Origin of the sequence: Kitasatospora sp. NPDC036755 (assembly GCF_040636595.1) — a bacterium.
Taxonomy (GTDB): Bacteria; Actinomycetota; Actinomycetes; order Streptomycetales; family Streptomycetaceae; genus Kitasatospora.
In genome coordinates this window covers 49628-67920 of record NZ_JBEZUT010000001.1, presented here as the reverse complement: position 1 = coordinate 67920, position 18293 = coordinate 49628, and the positions used below count along the sequence as shown (strand labels likewise).

Annotated in this window: 20 protein-coding genes; 3 read left to right on the top strand and 17 right to left on the bottom strand. The window is 70.9% G+C overall.

Going from position 1 to position 18293, the window contains the following annotated elements:
- Position 1 precedes the first annotated feature (1 nt).
- The 9 genes from AB0E96_RS00360 to AB0E96_RS00320 form a co-directional block, all read right to left on the bottom strand.
- Positions 2–910: a hypothetical protein gene (locus AB0E96_RS00360; RefSeq protein WP_359816794.1), complete on the bottom strand. Its 909-nt coding sequence runs from the start codon at positions 908–910 to the stop codon at positions 2–4.
- Positions 910–5094, bottom strand: a complete 4185-nt coding sequence (locus tag AB0E96_RS00355) for a phage tail tape measure protein (protein ID WP_359816792.1) — start codon at positions 5092–5094, stop codon at positions 910–912. Before AB0E96_RS00355 ends, AB0E96_RS00360 begins: the two co-directional genes overlap by 1 nt.
- Positions 5095–5104: 10 nt before the next feature.
- Positions 5105–5407: a hypothetical protein gene (locus AB0E96_RS00350; RefSeq protein ID WP_359816790.1), complete on the bottom strand. Its 303-nt coding sequence runs from the start codon at positions 5405–5407 to the stop codon at positions 5105–5107.
- Positions 5408–5433: 26 nt separating this feature from the next.
- Positions 5434–6042 (bottom strand): hypothetical protein, encoded by a 609-nt coding sequence (locus tag AB0E96_RS00345; protein WP_359816788.1) that lies wholly within the window; start codon positions 6040–6042, stop codon positions 5434–5436.
- 11 nt (positions 6043–6053) lie between these two features.
- A complete protein-coding gene (locus tag AB0E96_RS00340) occupies positions 6054–6545 on the bottom strand; it encodes a hypothetical protein (protein ID WP_359816786.1) in 492 nt (163 codons plus the stop codon).
- Positions 6546–6720: 175 nt separating this feature from the next.
- Positions 6721–7158 carry a hypothetical protein gene (locus AB0E96_RS00335; RefSeq protein WP_359816785.1) on the bottom strand — a complete coding sequence of 146 codons (438 nt, stop codon included), beginning with the start codon at positions 7156–7158 and terminating at the stop codon, positions 6721–6723.
- Positions 7159–7431: a hypothetical protein gene (locus tag AB0E96_RS00330; RefSeq protein ID WP_359816783.1), complete on the bottom strand. Its 273-nt coding sequence runs from the start codon at positions 7429–7431 to the stop codon at positions 7159–7161.
- Complete coding sequence (locus AB0E96_RS00325; RefSeq protein ID WP_359816781.1) at positions 7428–7820, bottom strand: hypothetical protein; 393 nt, start codon at positions 7818–7820, stop codon at positions 7428–7430. Before AB0E96_RS00325 ends, AB0E96_RS00330 begins: the two co-directional genes overlap by 4 nt.
- An 8-nt stretch (positions 7821–7828) precedes the next feature.
- Positions 7829–8239, bottom strand: a complete 411-nt coding sequence (locus AB0E96_RS00320; protein WP_359816779.1) for a hypothetical protein — start codon at positions 8237–8239, stop codon at positions 7829–7831.
- A 161-nt stretch (positions 8240–8400) separates the two neighbouring features.
- Between AB0E96_RS00320 and AB0E96_RS00315 the strand changes: the two genes are divergently transcribed.
- Together AB0E96_RS00315 and AB0E96_RS00310 are read left to right on the top strand one after the other, a co-directional pair.
- Positions 8401–8892 (top strand): hypothetical protein, encoded by a 492-nt coding sequence (locus tag AB0E96_RS00315; RefSeq protein WP_359816777.1) that lies wholly within the window; start codon positions 8401–8403, stop codon positions 8890–8892.
- Positions 8893–8996: 104 nt separating this feature from the next.
- Positions 8997–9176, top strand: a complete 180-nt coding sequence (locus AB0E96_RS00310; RefSeq protein ID WP_359816775.1) for a hypothetical protein — start codon at positions 8997–8999, stop codon at positions 9174–9176.
- A 514-nt stretch (positions 9177–9690) separates the two neighbouring features.
- Here AB0E96_RS00310 and AB0E96_RS00305 read toward each other — a convergent pair.
- Both AB0E96_RS00305 and AB0E96_RS00300 read right to left on the bottom strand, forming a co-directional pair.
- Entirely contained in the window at positions 9691–10113 is a 423-nt protein-coding gene (locus AB0E96_RS00305; protein WP_359816774.1) for a DUF6093 family protein, read from the bottom strand.
- On the bottom strand, positions 10110–10553 hold the full coding sequence (locus tag AB0E96_RS00300) for a DUF6093 family protein (protein ID WP_359816772.1): 444 nt from the start codon (positions 10551–10553) through the stop codon (positions 10110–10112). Before AB0E96_RS00300 ends, AB0E96_RS00305 begins: the two co-directional genes overlap by 4 nt.
- A gap of 76 nt (positions 10554–10629) precedes the next feature.
- Here AB0E96_RS00300 and AB0E96_RS00295 point away from each other — a divergent pair, with 76 nt between their 5' ends.
- Positions 10630–10860 (top strand): hypothetical protein, encoded by a 231-nt coding sequence (locus AB0E96_RS00295; protein WP_359816770.1) that lies wholly within the window; start codon positions 10630–10632, stop codon positions 10858–10860.
- 19 nt (positions 10861–10879) lie between these two features.
- Here the strand turns inward: AB0E96_RS00295 and AB0E96_RS00290 are convergent, their stop codons facing one another.
- The 6 genes from AB0E96_RS00290 to murA form a co-directional block, all read right to left on the bottom strand.
- Entirely contained in the window at positions 10880–11338 is a 459-nt protein-coding gene (locus AB0E96_RS00290) for a hypothetical protein (RefSeq protein ID WP_359816768.1), read from the bottom strand.
- A gap of 262 nt (positions 11339–11600) precedes the next feature.
- Positions 11601–12251 (bottom strand): 2'-5' RNA ligase family protein, encoded by a 651-nt coding sequence (locus tag AB0E96_RS00285; RefSeq protein WP_359816766.1) that lies wholly within the window; start codon positions 12249–12251, stop codon positions 11601–11603.
- Positions 12248–14260, bottom strand: a complete 2013-nt coding sequence (locus tag AB0E96_RS00280; protein WP_359816764.1) for an ABC transporter ATP-binding protein — start codon at positions 14258–14260, stop codon at positions 12248–12250. The genes AB0E96_RS00285 and AB0E96_RS00280 overlap by 4 nt, the downstream gene beginning before the upstream one ends.
- Positions 14257–15570, bottom strand: a complete 1314-nt coding sequence (locus tag AB0E96_RS00275) for a hypothetical protein (protein WP_359816762.1) — start codon at positions 15568–15570, stop codon at positions 14257–14259. The genes AB0E96_RS00280 and AB0E96_RS00275 overlap by 4 nt, the downstream gene beginning before the upstream one ends.
- A 130-nt stretch (positions 15571–15700) precedes the next feature.
- The gene (locus AB0E96_RS00270; protein WP_359816760.1) at positions 15701–16852 is read right to left on the bottom strand and encodes a hypothetical protein; all 1152 of its coding nucleotides are present in this window, start codon (positions 16850–16852) and stop codon (positions 15701–15703) included.
- Between the two features lie 20 nt (positions 16853–16872).
- The gene (murA, locus tag AB0E96_RS00265; RefSeq protein WP_359816758.1) at positions 16873–18213 is read right to left on the bottom strand and encodes a UDP-N-acetylglucosamine 1-carboxyvinyltransferase; all 1341 of its coding nucleotides are present in this window, start codon (positions 18211–18213) and stop codon (positions 16873–16875) included.
- Positions 18214–18293 lie beyond the last annotated feature (80 nt).

Genomic DNA, 18293 nt, shown 5'->3' with positions numbered 1-18293 from the left:
GTTACAGGGAGGAGGAGGCGTCGCGCCAGGTGAGGGCGAGGCGGGATGTGCCGGTGGCGTCCTGAGCGGTCCAGCGGACCTCGGAGCGGCCCGGGCCGATAGCGAAGGCGTCGAGGCGGCTCGCTCGGGTGAGGGCACCGGCGGCGGACCCGAGACCGTTGCGGATCACGGTGCGGGTGCCGGGCCGAGTTTCGATGTCGATCGTCTCGCCGTCACCAAGGACGACGGCCAACTCCAAGGTGGCGTCCGTCCCTTCGATCCACACCTTCGGGTTGACGACGGGGCCGGTGATGCGGACCGAAGGCCATGTGGGCCGGTTGCCGGTGTTGACGGCCCAGCCGGGCCGGGCCTTCGGGTCGGCGGTGCCGGTGGTCATCGGCGCGCGCAGGGGCGCGGTGAAGCCCTGGCCGCGCCGGGCGGAGACGTCCAGGCCCAGGTTGAGGCCGGTCGTGCTGTCCGCGTACCAGGCCGGGTCGAGCGCCACGAAGGTGATGTGCACGGGGATCCAGCCGAACGGCGCGCCCGCGAGACTGACGGCTTCGACGCCGGCCAGGCGCCCGTACTGGCGGCGTACCGGCTGGCCGGGCCTGCGGATGCGCAGCACGTCGAAGGCGCCCGGGGTGAGGCGCACCTTCGTGTCGGCGGCCCGCTCCAGTTCGGCGAGCCGGTCGAGCGCCGCGCCGGGGTTGCCCGGGGTGCGGATGCCCGCGGTGATGCGCAGGGTGCGCGGAGCGTAGGTGTCCCGGCCCGGGTAGTTGCCGTCTTCGCCGGCGATGGGCCGGTCCCCGGTGCGCCGTTCCGGGGTGCCGATGCCGTCGATGTCCTCGATGAGCACGGCGGTGCCGTGGCCGATGAGGACGCCTCCGACGTCGATCTGCCAGTCGGCCAGCTGGGTGGTGTCGGTGGCCATCAGGCGCGACCTCCCCGCTGGAGGTGGCGTACTCGGCGCATCACCGCGTCGGCGACCTGTTCGCCGCTGACGTTGGCGCCGGTGACGCTGATCGTCATCGAGCCGACCAGCGGCGCCGGGGCGTTGTCCCGCACGAGGACGGCCGTCGCGGCGGCCGGGCGGGCGGGGACGAGCTTCGTCGCGGCGGGCCGGGACGTACGCGCGGTGTGGGCGGTGGCGATGCCGCCGTCGGCGAAGTGCCGTTGCTGCTCGCCGTACAGGACGGTGCCGCCGAATCGGCGGGCGGTCTCCTCCAGGATCGCCTTGGAGCGGGCACGCTTCGCCGGCGCGAGGGGGATGTAGCTCTCCCCCAAAGTCTCCGGCTCCGCCATCACCCGCCAGGTGCCGGCGGGGACGATCTCCGCGACGTGGTTCTCCGGGCCGCGCGGAGCCCGAAGCCGTCCGTCGCGGATGCCGCCGTTGGCGTAGAACTCGACGATGCCGCCGTCCGCCTGGACCGCGGCGAACGGCGAGTCCCACGCGCCGCCGTTGAAGTTCGCCGCGCCCTTGGGCGAGAGGATCACCGGGATGTCGATCCTCGACGGGGCGTTGACGTTGACGCTGATGGTCTTCGAGCCGGGGATGGACTTCACCGAAGCGCCGATGGAGTTCAGCTGCGCCTCGACGGCCGCCATGTCGCCGGACAGCAGCGCGGAGGTGAGGGCCTGCGCGGCCGCGGCGCCCTTCTGCTGGGACACCTGTGCGATCAGTGTCAGCATCGACGACCATTCGGCGTTCGCCGCACCGCCCGCGGTTTTGAACGCCCCGATCACGGCGGACAGGTCGGGGGCGTCGATCGGCTGCTTCGCGCCCCAGATCGTTTTGATCATGTCCATCGCCGCGTTGATGTCGCCGGCGAGCAGCGCCTGAGCGAACGCCTTCGCGCTGTCGAGGCCCTTGAGGCCGGCGATCTGGGTGACCAGGTCGAGGCCGGTGGACAGCTCGGTGCGGGAGGCTTCCGCGCCGGCCCGCGCGGCGTTCGTCATGTCGGTGACGGCCATCTGCTGCATCAGCCGCCCGAACGCGGCCACGTCGTCGGTCTCCGCCGCTGACGCCCACGCACGCGCGGTGTCCTTGCCGTACTTCTCTGCGATCAGCGGGACCTGTTCCAGGCCCGCCCGGTAGGCGTTGGTGGAGCGGGCGGTGCCCTCGGTGACGATCGACTCCAGCTCGTCGGCGACCTGCGTCTGGCCGGACTTGAGCTTTCCGACGAGCTCGGCGAGCATCCCGGCGCTGGACACGCCGAGCTTGCTGAAGTGGTCGGCCAGGTCAAGGCGGCCCTGGACGGCGAGCTCCGACAGGTTGGCCTGGAAGTCGCGCTGCGCTTGGAGCTGGCGGCGCATCTCCCCCATGTAGTCGTCGAGGCCCGCCCGGGTGGCCTGGGTCAGTTCGGTGAGCTGCTGGGCGGCGCCGCTCTTCCCTGCCTTGAGGTTGGCGACGAGTTCGTGCGCCATGCCGGCGCTGGCGTCGCCCAGCTTCGCGAAGTGGTCGGCGAGCGGTCCGTAGCCGCGCGCGGTCAGCTCCTCAAGGTCTTGCTGGAAACCCTTCTGGGCATGGGACTGCTCGGTGAGGGCCTTGATGTAGCCGGACACCGATGTCTTGGCGAGGTCGAGCTGCACCGCGCCGGCGCGGCTGGACGATGCGACGCGGTCCTGTGCGGCCTTGAAGGCGTCCGCCGGTTCGACGATCGAGGCCATGGCCTTGGCCATGTTCTTCATCTCGTCGGTCCATTTGGGCGTGCCGTTCTTGTCGGTCGGCAGCGCCATGGACGGCGACCACACGTCGAGGTTGGCCTGCACCGAGGCCTTGACCTTGGCGTTGACGAGGTCCATGGCGGTGGCCTGCTCGGCGTCGGCCTTGATCGCGTCGGACCAGGACTGGCGCCGGTCCGCGAGGATCTTCTTCGCCTTGTCGAAGCTGGCGTCGTACCCGCCCAGGTCGGGGTTCCACGACTTCGCCTTGCCCAGGTCCAGCTTGTCGTTGAGCTGGGCGAGCCGCTCGCCGCCGTTCATGAGGCCGTCGATGACCTCGGTCATCTCCAGCCCCGCGGCCTTCAGCTTCTTCATGTCGTCGCTGTTGGCGAGGGATTGGGCGAGGGCGCGCATGCCCGCGCCGACGTCGTGCTGCTCCCGCTCGGCGCGCAGCGCCTGGGTGAGGTCGTCGGTGACCGCCTTCGCCTTCTGCTTCGACGACGAGTAGGCGGCGTAGCCGAGGACTCCCAGGGCGAGGACACCGGTGAGGCCGGTGACGGCCAGGCTGGTGCCGCGCAGGATCGCGGGCAGCATGGAGCCACCGGCCTGCGCCTCGGTGACGGCGGTGCGGAACGCGGTCAGCTGGGTGGAGAGTTGGGCGACACCGGCGCGGGTGACCAGGGCGACGGCGCCGAGCGCGACGAGGACGCCGATCGTCTCCTTCACACCGGGCGGCAAGGAGTTGAAGGCGTTGGCGACGATCGACGCGTCCTCGGCGAGTTCCTGGAGGACGGGCAGCAGGACGCGGGCGATGTCCATGCCCAGCGCGGCAGCCCTGTTCTTGAACATGTCCCACTGACCGGCGGTGGTGTCCATCTGGAGCGCGTACGCGCGCTGGGTGGCGTCCGCCCTGTTCACCGCGATGGCGATGCCCTCGTAGGTGTCCGCGTAGTTCTTGCCGTCGGCGGCCGCCAGCGCCAGCACGGCCCGGACAGCCCTGATGTCCTTGAACAGGTTGACCGACGCTTCGGCCTGGCCGCCCGTCGCCGCGTTGACCTTGTTCATGACGACGTACAGGCCGTCCTGCTGGATGGCGCTGGCCGCGGACTCGTAGCCGAGGCTCTTGAAGAGCGCGCCGAGCTCCTTCGTCGGCTTCATGAGCCGGGTCATGAGCATGTTGAGGCTGGTCGCGGACTCGGCCGCGGGGATGCCCGCCAGGGTGATCGCCGCGAGGGCTGCGGACACGTCCTCGAAGGAGACGCCGGCGGCGGCGGCCATCGGGACGACATCGCCGAGCTGCATGCTCAGCTCTTCGAACGAAATGACACCCTTATTGACGGTTTGGAACATAATGTCCATGACGTCGGCGGCCTTCGACGCGGGCATGCCGTAGGCCTTGAGGACTCCCAGCAGTCCGGTAGCGGCGGTCTCCGTGCTGGTCAGACCGGCGGAGGCCCCCATCGCCGACACCCGCAGGATGCCCATGGCCTCCGCGCCGTCGAAGCCCGTCGACACGATCTGATACAGTCCCTGCGCCAACTGGCTTGCCGTCTGCGGGAGTTCAGTCGACATGCGGACGATCTCGTCCGTGAACGCGCGGACGTTCCTACTGTCGATCTGCTCACTGATCGTGAGGACGTTGGCCATCTCCCGCTCAAGGCGGATCGCCCCGATCGCACCGGCCGCCAGCACCGCGCCGAGGGCGAGGGAGCCGGTGACCCACCCCGATATTCGGGACGCCGTGGCGGCCTGGGAGGCTGCGGCGGCCTCGGTCTGCGCGCGGCTGACCTCGGTGGCGGCGGTGGCGGCGCGCCGGGTGGCCTGCTCCTCGGCGGAGGCGAGCGTGGTGCGGGCCTGCGCGGCGGCAACTCCGGCCTGCGCCGCGGTGGCACTGCTCCGCTCAGCCAGCCCGGCCGCGCGGGCGGCGGCTTCCTGCGCGGCGGCGGCCCGCGCGGCCTGCACCGCCTGCGCTTCGGCCGCTCGGGTCGCGGACGCGGAGGCCGCTTCGGAAGTGCGCTGCGCCGCGACGGCGCCGGCGCCGGTGGTGGCCTGGGCCCGGGCGGCCATCGTCTGCGCTATCTCCTGGGCACGGGTCGCCCTGGTCGTCGCCTCGATCGCCGCCGCGTGTTCGGCCTCGGCGCGGGCGGCCGCCTGGGAGGCCACCACCTGGGCGCGGCCGGCGCGCTCGGCAGAGGCGGTTGCCGCCTGCTGCGCGGCGGCCGAGCGTTCCGTGGCCTCGCGGACGGCCGTCTGGGAGACGGCGGCCTGCTGGGCGGCGGCGACCTGGGCGCGGCCGAGCCGGGCGGCCGCCGCCTCCGCACGTTCCAGCTCGGCGCGGGTGGCGGCGAGTTGCCCGTCGAACTGCCGGAGCTGCTGCGCGCCGCCGCGCAGCCCGGCGGTCAACTGGCCGAGACCAGCCTGAAGTTGGACGTACAGGGTGTAGGCGCCGGACACCCGGCTGCTCCTAACTGGACTGCTTGATCAGCCCGATGCGCACCCCGCGCCCCTCAGCCCCTTCCGGAACCTGCTCCGACTCCATCTCGATCAGCTCACAGCCCGGGCAGCGACTGGTCTGCGCCACGTAGGCATGCCGGTCACCGCCCTGCTGCTCGTCCCACTCGGCGCTCCGCGTGCCGCACCCACCGCACACGTCCCGCTGCCACGCGGCCCACGCCAGCGCCTTCGCCCGGTCCAGCGCGCTCCACCGGCCGTCACCCGCTCCCATCAGCTGCGAGTGCGGGATCCGGTAGGCCTCGCACAGCTCCATCTCCGCACGAAGGCCCGGGTCGGCCTCTAGCCTTTTCCCAGGTCAACCCGGATCTGCTGGTTCACGGCGAGCGCCCCGGTGAAGAGGACCTTGGCGTCGGTGTCCGACCACTCGTCCAGCAGCACCTGGGCGTCCTCGACGGTCATCCCGTCGACTTCGGCACCGGTCTCGTCCCGCTCGACATGGGACGAGGCGATCAACGCGGCGGGGAACGTCTCGATGTTGTACTCCATGCCGCGGTCGGCCTGTTCCTCCGTCGGCGCGTGGGCCTTGAGCAGCGCCTCCCACGCCGGCCTCGGCAGCGCCCGAAAGGTCAAGTCGACGGTGGCGTCGGCCAGGGCCTGCTCGGCGGTCGCCAGGACCGAGCGAGCGATGACGACCTGCGGGTGCGCCTCCACGAAGGCGTCCACCTCGGCGTCGTCAACGCCCTGACCGGCCGCGGCGGTTCGGGCCGCCGCGCGGGCCTGCGCCAGCCGCATCTGCGCGTCCGTCACGGCGAGCTTCACCGCGTCGTCGTCGCAGACGGACACCGTGCGCTCCGGCAGTGCGCGGGACCTGAGCCGGGCCATCTTGGCCCGCCAGTGCGCGTCCCGGGCGACCGCCTGGACCGGCGGCTCCACCATGGTGGTCGTCATCGCCCGCCCCCTCAGCCCGCGGCGGCGGCCGGAACCGGCGCGTCGAGGGTCGGCAGGTCGCTGATGCTGAACGACACCTTGAACTTCGCCGGCTCCGCACCGGTGCTGTAGCTCGGCGCGCGGCTGCCCACCCGCACCGGGAAGATGTCGAGGCTCTTGGAGGCCGGGACGTCGCCCTTGCGGAGGATGCACACGTACCCGGTGACGTCCTTGGACAGCAGGGTCTCGACGACGTCTGCGGTCAGGTCCTCATAGAAGGTGAGGGACGAGTTGGCGGCCTTGTCCTCGCCCGGAATGCTGGTGGCGAACTTGGCGCCCAGGTCCGGGGTTTCGATCGGGGAGTTCTCCAGGCTCCAGCCTTCGATGTCGGAGATCTGCCGCGACAGGTCGGTGCCGGCGGTCAGCTCCTGCCGGGTCGGGATGTTCGTCGCCGCCTGGATCGTCTTGACGAAGTAGATCTTGGTGACGCCGCGGCGCATGTACCGCTGCTGCGTGGATGCCACGCTGGACTCGCATTTCCGGGGACGCGATCACCCGGGCGGTGCGCCGCCGGAGACCCATCCCCTCGTCGCACCACCCGACTTCGGGGCGGCGGAAGGGAGTCGGCCCGTACCGGTGGTCGGGCGTCCGTGCGGGGGTCTCCACGGTGAGATGCCGCCGAGGTCGGCGGCGGCGGGATCAGCTGTCAGGTGTCGTCACGTGCAGCAGGTACCGCGAGATGTAACTGTATACGCCGTTGGCGACGGACTGGCCGTCCTCCTTGTCGATCTCCCGTCCGACGACGGTGTGCCCGGCCGGAGAGATCGACGTCGCGAAGCCGCCCTTCGGCGACGTGCCGAGGACCGCGGCCCGGACCTTGTCGGCCATCCACTCGGCCTGCTCACCGGTACTCGCCACCGAGGTGACCTGGTACAGGAGCCGTCCGTCACCGGCCTGGTCTCCGAACGGCGGACCACTGGCGGTGCCGCCGAGCGGGTACAGCACCGTGTACGGGATCGCGTTCCCGCTGGGCTTGTCGGCCGTCGTCGGCGGCGCACCGTACCCGCAGCTGCGACCGGTCGCCGCGGCGATCGCGTCCCGCAGCGCCGTCGACACCACGCGTCCCTGAACCGGCATCTACTCGTCCTCCTCTTCGTCTTCTCCCGCGTCGTCACCCAGCCGGCACGCCGTGATCTGCCCGGCCAGGTCGAGGTCCGCGTAGCGCAGCATCCCGGCCCGGTCCCACACCGGCATGTCCACCGGCGAGGTCTCCAGGTACAGGCCCAGCTCCCCCGTCTCCTCCTCCACCACCTCCAGCACGAACACCGCCCTCGACAGCAGCCCGGCGCCGTGCGCCCGCAGCACCCCGGCCACCGCCTGGTGGATGTCGTCGGTCAGCTGCTGGTTCACCCGGCCACCGCCTCCGCGACCCGGGCCATCCCCGCCAGGAACAGCGGCTCGACCCGCTGCACGGCCGGGCCGACGTGCGGGAACGGCGGCTGGTGGTACACCCGGCCAAGGCTGTCAGCCCCGGAGAAGCCGTACTCCAGGCGCGCGGCCTGCGGGCGCGCCGTTCCGACGATCGCCTCCACCCCGGCAGGGGTGGCGTGGACCTCCGTCGTCCAGGAACGCCGATAGTCGCCGGTCTGAACTCCGGGGCCCGGGCGCCCGGATGCGCCGGCGCGGATCGCGGCTTCGAGGATCATCGCGTGGTGGCGTACCACCGCCGTCGCCGCGGGCACCGCGACGGCAGCCCTCGCCTCCAGCTGCGCGGCCAGCACGCCGGCGTTGCTGCTCACCTGGGCCATCAGCCGTCCACCGCCTCATGCTCGCCGGGCTGCCGCTCACCGAGCGCCCACTCGGTGAGCTGGGCGAGCAGCGCCCGGGTGAACTCGTGCGGGCCGCCGTCGAGGAGGTCGTGGCGGGCCAGTACGGCGCGCTCGGTCTCGGCCGGGTCCAGGGCGCGCAGGAACGCGGCGGCCGCGGGACCCGGGTCCGGGGCCTCACCGACGACGACGCGCGCGGTGCCCTCCCACTCGGGGGCGGAGGTCGGGCGCAGCAGCAGCTGGAGCTCCGGCAGCTGCCCGGCGGTGTGCCGCAGCTCGTAGGAGCGGACCTGGTCGGCGATGTCGCGGTCGTCGATCTCCAGGCGGGCGGTCGGGCCGGTCGCCTGGATGCGGACATGCCGCTGCTCAGGGGGGCGGTTGGTGGGGTTCATGGTCACGAGCCTAGGAGCTTCGACGGACACGGCAGTCGTTCCCGAGCGTGGCCCGGCGCGCACGCCCGGCCAACGCATGGCTCGCCATTGGCTGTTGAGCAACGCGTCGCCGGCGGAGCCCGGAGTCTCGCGGCATGCACAGTGCCTTTGAGGACCCTCCCGTGCTGGCCCGCGAGATGGTGGCAGAAGTCCCGGACAGGGCTCTGAGCGGCCGGTCTGCAGGTGACGACGCGGCTGAGGCCCCGGCCGGGGTCGCCCTGCACGATGACGATCGCGTTGTCGTCGAGTACTGGTGCGTACAGGTCGGCACACTGGCCGCACCGGGCACTCCCCTACCGGTGCTCGCCGTCGCGTACCTGGGCCGCGCCGCCCGCCGCCTCGGCGACGAGGTCCCTGGCCTGGCGAAGTCCCTGTCAGCGCGTGCTGCCGCCGACCCGGCGGACGTTGATGGGCGGGCCCTGGACGGCTACGACGCCATCCGAACGTACCTTCACCTCTGGCGAAGGCGCGAAGCAGCACTAGGGACCCTCCAGATGCACCATCTGAGCAATGATGCATATAAGTTGCTGACCTCGCGTCGCGTCTATACGCATCATCTTGACCCTGCTTTGCGATGGACGGTCAGTCACATATATTGTCTGCGCCAGAGTTGAGTTCCGCGCCCCTGCCTTGCCCCATAACGTCCGCGCATTCGAGCGCGGCGGAAACACCCGGCGACACGAAGGTCGTCTCGCCATAGGCAGGAAGGGGTGGCACGATGCCCGACTCGGAGTTCCCGCAGGTCACCGATGATTCGGAGGCTCGCCGGGACATCGAGCGGGAGGATCGCCGTGCGGAGCGTCGCCACGAGAAGTACGTCGAAACGTTGAGGTTCGGGGCTGCGCTCGCGGCCCCTGCGCTCGGCCTGATTGCCGCGATCTACGCGGCCAGGCGGTAACGACGGGCGGCGTCCCCGTCAGGCTGGCACCTGGCGGGGGCGCCGCCAATCTCTGGCGGCACTGCGCCTGTACGGGCTCAGTTCCTCCCGGGCGTCGTCCGCTCCGCAGGTTGAGCGTTGTTGCGGACGGCGCCACATCTATTGTCGAACTTCTTTATCTCGCCTAGCTGAGAGCAAGTTCGAAACTTGAGTCAAACTTCCCAGTTCGAATAACATCTTCAACGAAGTCCGATAATCTCTCGCCCGGAACTTTTCTCGAATCGAAACAAATTTATTCGCTTCGGTAAATATCCTCGGGCTTGAGATTATTTGTTCCGTCTTAACTCAGACGCGCGACAACAACCAGGTTGACATACAACGCTATCACCCCGGTACCGGGGAGGTGGGACTTCATAGACCTGCCCACCGCCCCGCTCTTCGCCAAAACCGCAGGTAGACACCCCCTCCGGGCCTGCGTGCGAAGACACCTGCTGACACGTCAGCCCCAGGCCGGCTCATCCGGACGGAGCACCGGCTACGGCGCCACGACCTCGTCTAGGCGGGTGATCCGGGCGACCTCCACGGTGCTGGCCTCGCCCGGATCGAGGGCTTGCCAGGTCCGGCCGACGGTGCCGGCGGTCGGCGCCTTCGTGGTGGTAACGGTCACGAGGTCGCCACGCTGTGGGAGCGGTGCGGACAGCGGGGTGACGAGCCCGTACCAGGAGGCGTTGTCCTCCAGCCACCGGCCGCCGACGAGGTGCTCGACCGCGGCGAGGCCGTGCGCGGACAGCACCGCGCCGGCGCCTTCCCAGATTGTGGTCGTCGGGGTGGGCCCCACCAGCCCGGTGCGGACGTCCAGGACGGGGGTACCGGTCGGCCTGCTGATCCGGACGGTGTCGACCATCACGGTGGCCTCCATCGCCTGGCGGACGGCATCGAGGTCCACGGGGGTGCTCACGCCGCGCCTCCGGCCTTCTCGATGCGCATCCACGTCCGGCGGACCACGGTCAGGCCGCCGGACTCCCCCGGGTCCAAGACCTTGAACGTGCGGCCGACGGCGCCCGGGTCGGTGCTCTCCACGATGGTGACGGTGTTGCCCTCGGCGGCGACCGGCGCGGACAGCGGGCTGAACAGCAGGTACCGGCCGTCGCCGTCGTCCTTGTACGGCTGGCCTTCCAGGCGCAGCACGATCCCCGGCCCGCCGCTCGCCCGGTGCAAGCCGGGGCCCTCGTACTTCACGACGTCGGGGCCGGGCACGTACTGGCCGGTGTTCGGGTCGAAGATCTGCGGGCCGGACTCGCCGATCCGGATCTTCTCGGTCAGGAGCAGCCGCTCGACGAGGGCGGTGACGCCGCCGGATTCGGGCATGGCGGCGCCGGGGTCTGTGGTGGGGGTCATGATCCGAGCGTAGGGACCGCGGCGGACACTCCCCCTCCGGGCAGTTCGCGCTGGGACCGCCGTTAGCATCGGCGCCATGAGCAGCAGCGACCATCGCACGGCGCCCGGTATGTGGCCGGCGTGCGGCCACGAAGACCCGGCCAGCCCCCGCACCGGCCCGGGCGCCGGCCGCTGCGTACGGCTGCGCGGGCACCGCGAACGCGCCGACGGCACCGGCCCGCTCGTCCACCACGACGGCATCCGAACGTGGGAGCAGCATCCCGACCAGCCGTGGTGGGCTGAGCTCGGACTCGGCAACGACAGCTGACCCCGCCCTGGGTGATGGGTCAGGTGAGCGTGTAGGGCCTGGTGTACCCCATCCGCTCGCACGTCGCCGCCACCTTGTCGAGGTGAGCCACCGCGCCGGCGTGCCCGAAGGCGCCCAACAGCATGACCACGCTGCATATCGCGAGCGCGTGGATCCGATCCACCAGCCCCAGGTCGGTCATCGCCTCGGCGAAACCCACTTCGTTCGCGGCGATCCGGTGTACGGCCGTCATCGTCGCGAGTTCGGTCTCCAGTGGCGCCACAGCGGCCACCTTGTCGAGGTCGGACACCTTCATGAACGGCCCCAGGTCGCCGAGAAGGTCGTCGTAGGAGAAGGCCAACAGGGCGAGCACGCACTCCAACCGCTCGGTGTCCAGGCCTTCGAGGCACGCCGCGACCCGGACACGGTTCCCCGTCAGGTAGGCCCGCGCCAGATCGACCCCACGCCACTTCGCGTCCACCGTCCAGTCCTCTGTCACCCCTCCACTCTTACCGGACTCGCGGAGGTGGCGGGGCGTTTCAGGGCTGGTTCACCAGTTCGGGGGTGGCGGGTGCATCGCGCGTCCCCGAGCCGGCACGATGCCCGCCCGGTCGGCCTCGCTGACCCGTCACGCGACGCCGCGCGAGGCCCGTTTCGGACAGTTACCTATGGGGACAGTAAGCGGGCTGACGCGACGGATCCCACGGGAGCGCCCTCTGTCGACGCGGTAGGGCTCTTCGGCGCGCGCAACGGTGCCGGTGCTACGCGTCGAGCGGGATGGTGGCGATGGTGTCCCAGCCGATCTGCCGGCCGACCAGGCCGTTGTGGCCGGGCAGCGGTGCGCGACGCCAGTACACCTCGTTGAGGATGATCCGGCTCACGGTGAACGGTGCGTGGCCGGGCCGGATCCGGTGGATGGCCTGGGCGAGTTCGTCGGTGTCGGTGTCGGCGGCCGCGTAGGCGGCGGTCATGTGGAGCACGCCGAGCGGGTAGCCGGTGGAGTCGGGACCGAAGACCTCGTGGACGGCGCCGCGGACGCGGTGCTGGAGGGCGGCGAGTTCGCTGTCGGGGTGAAGGTCGAGTCGTACCCCGGTGCGGTAAGCGATCGGCGACCCGGCCTGAAGGCGGATCGGCCCGGTGCCGGCCAGCGCGGTGCGCAGCCGGTCGACGACGTTGCGGCGCTCGGCGTCGCTGATGGCCTCAGCCGGGGCGGAGGTGACCATGTCGAGGGTGATGTGGAAGCTGTCGGCGCGGACGGGTAGGACGGGGAAGGGGGCCATGGCGGTGCGCAGGTCGGTGAGCAGGGTGTCGAGCGGGGACCTGTGCGGCAGGTCGGGCAGGGCGTAGATCTGGAGTGCGAGCAGGCCGTCCGGCCAGGGCTGCCGTCCGAAGGTGGGGCGGAACGCTTTCACTTCGTCTCCTGAGGGTCGGGTTCGGTGGTGGTCTGCCCGGGCAGGTGCGCGCTGATGTCGTATTGGGCGGCCTGAAGCTGGTAGGCGTCGCGGTACTTGGTGGGTTCGGCCATCAGCTCGTGGTGGGCGCCTTCTTCGATGAGGCGGCCGTGGTCGAGGACGTAGATGCGGTCGGCGCGGGCGGTGGCGGCGAGGCGGTGGGTGATGAGGACGACGCTGACGCCGAGTTCGGTCAGGGCCCGGATCTTCTCGAACGCGGCGATCTCGGTCTTGGCGTCCATGGCGCTGGTCGGCTCGTCGACGACGATCAGGTGCGGCAGCCGCCCGTCCGGGCCGGGGGTGGTGATGCGGTGGTAGAGGCGGGCGAGGGCGGTGCGTTGCCACTGGCCTCCGGAGAGGCCGACGCCGTTGACCATCCCTTTGGCGAGGAGGGTGTCCCAGCCGCGGTCGAGGTCGGCGAGGACGGTGTGGAGGTCGGCGTACTGGGCGGCGGTCTCCAGCTGCTCCTGCGTGGCGGGGGCTTCGGGGCGGCCGAGGAGGAGGTTGGCGCGCAGGGTGAAGGACCAGCGTTGGAAGTTCTGGGCGAGCAGGGCGATGCCGGCGAATAGCTGGGCGCGGTCGGCGGTGGCGGTGTCGGCGTCGTCCCACAGGATGCGGCCCTGGTGGGGCTGGTAGACGCCGCACAGCAGGTGGGCGAGGGTGGACTTGCCGGAACCGTTCTCGCCGACCAGGGCGATCACCTCGCCGCGGCGGATGGTGACGCTGACCTTGTCGAGGGCCGGGGTGTCGCGGCCCGGGTAGGTGAAGGAGACGTCTTCGACGCGGATCTCGTCGGGGCGGGCGGGAAGCGGCGTGCCGCCTTCGGGGATCGCGCGGCGGTGCCCTTCGCGGCGCAGCCGGTCGAGGTCGGCGACGAACAGGGACTCCTCGTACAGGGAGTTGATCTGGGAGACAAGGCCTCCGATCGACGCGGACCCGGCGCGGATCGCGAACACCGCGGTGCCTGCGACGGCCAGCGGCATGGAGCCCGTGCTGACGAGCCAGCCCAGCATGGTGAACGCCGCGGTGGTCGCGAGGCCGGCGAGGGCGGCGGTCAGCAGGTCGGTTCGGGCCTTCGCCCCGGCGAGGCGGGCCTGTTCGCGTTCGGCGGCGCGGGCCATCTGCTCGTAGTGCCGCAGGAGAAACGGCCCGCACGCATGGACGCGGATCTCGGCGGCCGACCACGGCCGGATCAGCATGTCGGAGAGGAGGCTGCTGGCCCGGCTGTGCTGGAGCATGGCCTGCGTGGACAGGTAGCGGCGCCGGGCGGTGCGCACCGCGCCCCAGCCGCGCGGGGCAGTGATGAGCAGCAGCATCGGCAGGAGCGCGGGGTGGAGGACGGAGAGCACCCCCGCGGCGGAGAGCAGGGCGAGGGCGGCGGTGAGGACGGCGGTGGCCTGGCCGATGACGTGCTGGATCGACCCGGCACCCCAGCGCGCGGAGTCCACGTCCGCCACGAACTTCGGGTCTTCGATCGCCTCCAGCTCGGAGCGGGAGACGATGTCCAGGAAGTCGACGGTGGCAGCCCTGAACACGGCCGGTTCAAGTCGGCCAGCGGCGCGCCCGGACACGGCGGCGAGCACGGCCGACAGGGCGGCGACCACGCCGACGGCGCAGACGGCCGGGACTGCGGCACGCAGGACGGTCGCCGTCTCTCCGGTGGCGAGGAGGTGTCCGAGGGCCCGGTTGGTGGCGACCAGCATCACCGCGGCGGCGACGCCGCGAAGCAGCTCGGCCACCACCAGGGTGATCAGCGCCGTTCGGTCGGCGGACCATGCCATCCTCCCTGCAAGTCCCAGGAAGCGGGGCATCTGGCGGGCGACCGTCGCGAACGTCACCTTGGCACCGGCGAACTCGTGCTTCGCCCAGCCGTAGTCGTAGCGCATCGGACCGCCGAACAGCAGCAACTCGCTCTCGGACACCGCCGCTTTGGGCGCCTCCTCGGCAGCGGGGTCAGAAGGTGTGCTCACAACGCTCCTTTGCGCTGGCCTGGTTCAGCTGCCGGGTGGTCATGGTCCTGGACCTGTTCGTCGTGATGCCCGGGCTCCCCGTCGACCGTGGTTGTCCGCGGGGCGGGTGCGTGATCGGGGTTGGATGCCTTGAGGGCGCACCCTGCGCAGCGGCGTCTGCCTGTCGTGAAGTAGTGGATGGCGGCCTTGTCGATGTGGCCGCAGGCATGGTGGCGGACACGCACCGGGACGTGACTGCGTTGGTACGGATCCAGGATTTCGTAGCCGGCATCGCGGAGGCGCTCTGCGACTACAGCCTGGTCGAGACGGGGCGGGCCGGAACGGGATGGGACAGGGGCGGGGGCAGCGGGTGACGGCACCTTGAGGGCCCGGCACCCCGGGCATCTGGTTCCGCTCTGCTTGATGCCGCGGACCCTGCGGTCCCGGTTGTTCAGGTGGAGGCTCCGGACGGTGTCGAAGCTGCGGGCCGAGACGTAGCCGCAGGCGACGTGACGGACGCGCCACTTGCGGGTGACAGTACCTGGGTAAGGGTCGTCAGCCGGTTCGTAGCCGAAGAGGAGAAGGAGTTCCTCAGCGGCTTCCGGGCTCAGGGAGAGCTTCTGGCTGGTCGGCCAGGGCCTGGTCGACCGGTTCTGAACCGCTTGCGGCCTGACGTGGCGGGCACAGAGCGGGCACTGTGCGCCGGCGATGAGCTGATTGAGCGTCGTGGTGATGATGTGGCCGCAGGAGGTGTGGCGCACGTGCCAGGGCTCGGAGGCGGCGCCGGGGTAGGGCTGCTCCCGGGTGTATCCGAGGTTGTGCAGCAGCTTGGCGACTCTGCGGCTTGTCGTCGAGGACGGGGCAGCGGTGATGATCTCGGCGCAGGTGCTGCAGTGGCCGTCGAACCCGACCAGGGAGATGTCCGATGCGGTACGGCAGGCACGGTGTCGGAGAGGCCACGTCTTGGAAACGGACCCGGAGTAGGCCGCTTCGGGATCCCAGCCGAACGCGGCCACGTACTCGATGGCTTCCTCCGGGGAAAGGCCTCCGGCGCGTGTGGGGCGGGCAGGTCCGCCGGGCTGGCAGGTTCGGCAGCTGAGCCCGATGCGGGTGAGGGTGTACACGAGGGAACGGGCGCGGTGGCCGCACGCGATCCGGCGGACCTCGACAGGGGTGTGAGAGTGCTGGTAGGGCTCCAGGAGTTCGTAGCCGACTTCTCGGAGACGCTGGCGGATCTCTTCCTGGCTGAGCCCTGACCGGCCCTTGCGCGTTCCTTCGGCCGGCGTTCGGCCCGGGGTCTGGTCGGACCGCTGCGTCGGGGCGGCTGTCATGGAAGCTGGTGTCCTTACGCGGGTGACCGGGGGCAGGGGCGGCAGGCCCCCGGGACCTGATGACATCGTGGCGGATCGGGCAAGAGGCGGGCAGTCAGTTCGGGACGGACGTCGACACGAAGGCCCGCGGTCAGGGCGTGCTGCCGGTGACCAGGGGCAGGGAGCCGCCGATCCGGCCGGACCAGTACAGGTCGTCTTCCTGGCGCGGCGCGATGACGCGCGCACCGAGGGCGTAGGTGAGGCTGGTGGTGTCCGCTCTCCGTACCGGGGTGGCCAGGTGCAGCTGCCGTTCCTGCTGGTTCCACGTGTACGGGGTTCCGAGGAGGCCGAGGCGGGCGAGTTCGGCTTCGATCTGCGGGGTGCCGATCGGTGCCGGGTTGCGCCAGGTCCCCCGGCACAGGCGCCGCTGACCGGCCGGGCAGAGGTCTGCGGAGGCACACACGTCGCTGCCCCACACACCCGCTTCGTCCGCACGACCGGTGACGTGCGCGAGTGCGCACGAGTTGGACTCGTACACCAGCTGCCCGTACTCGGCGGGCAGCGTCTCCAGCAGTTGCTTGGCCTCCTTCGGCCACACCGCGTCCGCGTCGGCCGCGTCGGCCGGGAGACCGTCCCACAGGGCGAGCATCTGGTCGAACGCGCCGGGTGGGGTCTTGAGGCCCACCGCGACCGAGCACGCCGAACGTCCGACGACGGTGTCCAGGACGGTGCGCATCGTCTCCTGCGTCGAGTTCTGCGGGAGGAACGGCCGCCAGTAGTGCACGACCGGCACGCCGGCGCCGTGCCACAGGGCGAAGCTGCGGCGCAGCGCGTGGTGGTCGATGCCGAGTTCGACGTCCGGGCCGAGGCCGGAGTATGAGAGGTACAGGATGACCGGCAGGCCGGCTGCGCGGGCGGTGGTGACCGCGTCGACAACGTCCGGGGTCGGGGCGCACTTGCTGATCAGCACCAGCGGGTTGGTGACGTTCGCCTGGGTGAGCTCTCCCAGCAGGCCGACGAGGTGCTTGCGGTTGGGCGGTGTGGCCAGGGCGTCGGTGCAGGTGTAGGCGGCCAGCACCCCGCCGGGCCGGTAGTAGGGGGAGGACAGCAGCAGTTCGACCGTCCGGGCCGGGCTCGCGAGTTCGACCGGTTTCACGCCGGTCTGGTTCCGCTTCTTCAGGAAGCAGTACGCACACCGCTTGGGGCAGCCCTGTACGGGGTTCATCACGGTGTAGCTGTCGTGCTGGTCGATGATCTCTTCGTAGGTTCGCAGGATCATCGCTGCGGCCGCCGTGGCGGTCATGTTGTCCTCCCCCTTGGGGGTCAGTGTGTCGGGATGGTCTCGATCTGGGCGCCGACGGCGCGCAGCTTGCCTACCGGGTCCTCGTAGCCGCGCTCCAGGTAGCGGGTGCCGGCGACGGTGGACGTTCCCTCGGCGACGAGCGCGGCCATGATGTAGGCGAATCCGGCACGCAGGTCGGGGATGGTCAGGTGCGCGCCGTGGAGTTTGGTGGGGCCGGTGATGAGCGCGGAGTGCTGGTGGCCGCGCCGGTTGTAGCGGCAGCCGCCGGTGCCGAGGCAGTTGTCGGTGAGGGCGACGTTCGCGCCCATCGCGGCGAGCTGCTGGGTGTAGCCGAAGCGGTCCTCGTAGATCGTCTCGTGCATGGTGCTGGTGCCTTCGGCCTGTGTGAGTGCGAGGACGAAGGGCTGCTGCCAGTCGGTCATGAAGCCGGGGTGGACGCCGGTCTCCAGGTGGACGGCGGTCAGCGGGCGTTCGCGCCAGAACGCCAGGCCGTCGTCGGTCGGGGCGAAGTCGCCGCCTACCCGCCTGATGGCGTTGAGGAACGTCACCAGGTGCTGCTGCTGTGCCCCCTGGACCTCGATGCGGCCGTCGGTGGCGACGGCGAGCGCCGCGAAGGAGGCGGTCTCGATCCGGTCCGGGATCACCGAGTGCACGGCGCCGCGCAGCTTCTCGACGCCTTCGACGGTGATGGTGCGGTCGGTCTCGACGTTGACCAGGGCGCCCATCTGCTGGAGGAAGAGTACGAGGTCGATGATCTCGGGCTCGACGGCGGCGCCGTGGATGACGGTGGTGCCCTTGGCGAGGGTGGCGGCGAGCAGCAGGTTCTCGGTCGCCCCGACCGAGGGGAACGGCAGGGTGATGTGGGTGCCGTGGAGCCGGTCGGCGTGGACCTTGACCGAGCGCAGCTCCTGGGTGACGAAGGCGCCCATCTCGCCGAGGCCGTCGAGGTGGAAATCGATGGGGCGCTTGCCGATCGTGCAGCCGCCGGGCAGCGGGAGCAGGGTCTCGCCGGCGCGGTGGAGCAGCGGGCCGATCATCAGGACCGGGATGCGGTTGACGCCGCTGTAGGCGTCGGGCAGCGTCGTCGCGGTGATCTTGGGGGTGTGCACGGTGACCTCGTCGGGGCCGCTCCACTCCACCGTGGTGCCCAGCTCGGTGAGCATGTCGAGGACCAGGTGTACTTCCAGGATGTCGGGTACCCGGCGCAGGGTGCACGGCTTGTCGGTGAGCAGCGAGGCCACGAGCAGCTTCGTGACGGAGTTCTTCGCGCCGGCGGCCGCCACCGAGCCGGTCAGCGGGACGCCGCCGCTGATCCGGTACCAGTGCCGGTCGTGTGCCATGTGCTCGTAGGCCTTCGCCATGGTGTTGTTCCTCGGGTTCTGGATCGGGTGTCCGGTGCCGGGTGGCACTGGAGCACCACCCGACACGGATCTTCTATCTC